The sequence below is a fragment of the Streptomyces milbemycinicus genome (assembly GCF_002154605.1).
Taxonomy (GTDB): domain Bacteria; phylum Actinomycetota; class Actinomycetes; order Streptomycetales; family Streptomycetaceae; genus Streptomyces; species Streptomyces milbemycinicus.
In genome coordinates, this window is sequence record NZ_MUNE01001197.1 from 1 (window position 1) to 716 (window position 716).

Here is a 716-nt window from a genome sequence, read left to right on the forward strand (position 1 = left end):
CCGCGCTGCTCGACGCGTCGCTGCACGGGATGCGCCTGGGCGCGTTCTTCTCCGACAACGACCAGGTGAGCCTGCCGTTCTCGTGGAGCGGTGTGACCATGCACGCTGCCGGAGCGGCCGTGCTGCGGGTCGCCCTCAGCCCCACGGAAGAGGGCCCGGACACCGTGTCCATCACGGTGGCCGACGGCACGGGCGGACCGGTCGCGACGGTCGGATCGCTCGTGCTGCGGCCCGTGAACCCGGCCCAGCTCGGGCGCTCCCGCGACGGGCTGCGCGACGCGCTCTTCGGCGTCGAGTGGATCGAGGGCGGCGAGGTCCCGCGCGACGAGGCGGCTCCGAAGGAGTCCGTACCGGGATCGTGGGTCATCGTCGGCAGCGACGAGTTCCGGGCGCGGTCCGCACTGATGGCCGCCGGGAAGTACGTCGAGGCGTACCCGGATCTGGCGGCGCTGGGCGCGGCCCTCGACGCGGGGGCCGTCACCCCCGAGGTGGTGCTGGCCACCGCAGAGCCCGCGCCTGCCGATCTGCTGACCAGCGAGGACGCGGCGGGAAAGGCGCACGAGCCGGTGCTCGCGGCCCTCAACGTGGTCCAGGGGTGGCTCGAGGACGACAGGTTCCAGGAGTCCCGACTGGTCTTCCTCACTCGTGGTGCGGTCGCCGCGGGGACCATGAAGGGTGCGCTCGACCCCGGCTCCGCCGCCGTATGGGGCCTGGTC

At 73.5% G+C, this 716-nt stretch carries 1 pseudogene; it reads left to right on the forward strand.

The features are described 5' to 3' along the window. Window positions 1-716: pseudogene (locus tag CCN51_RS52065) on the forward strand (polyketide synthase); the annotation flags it as partial.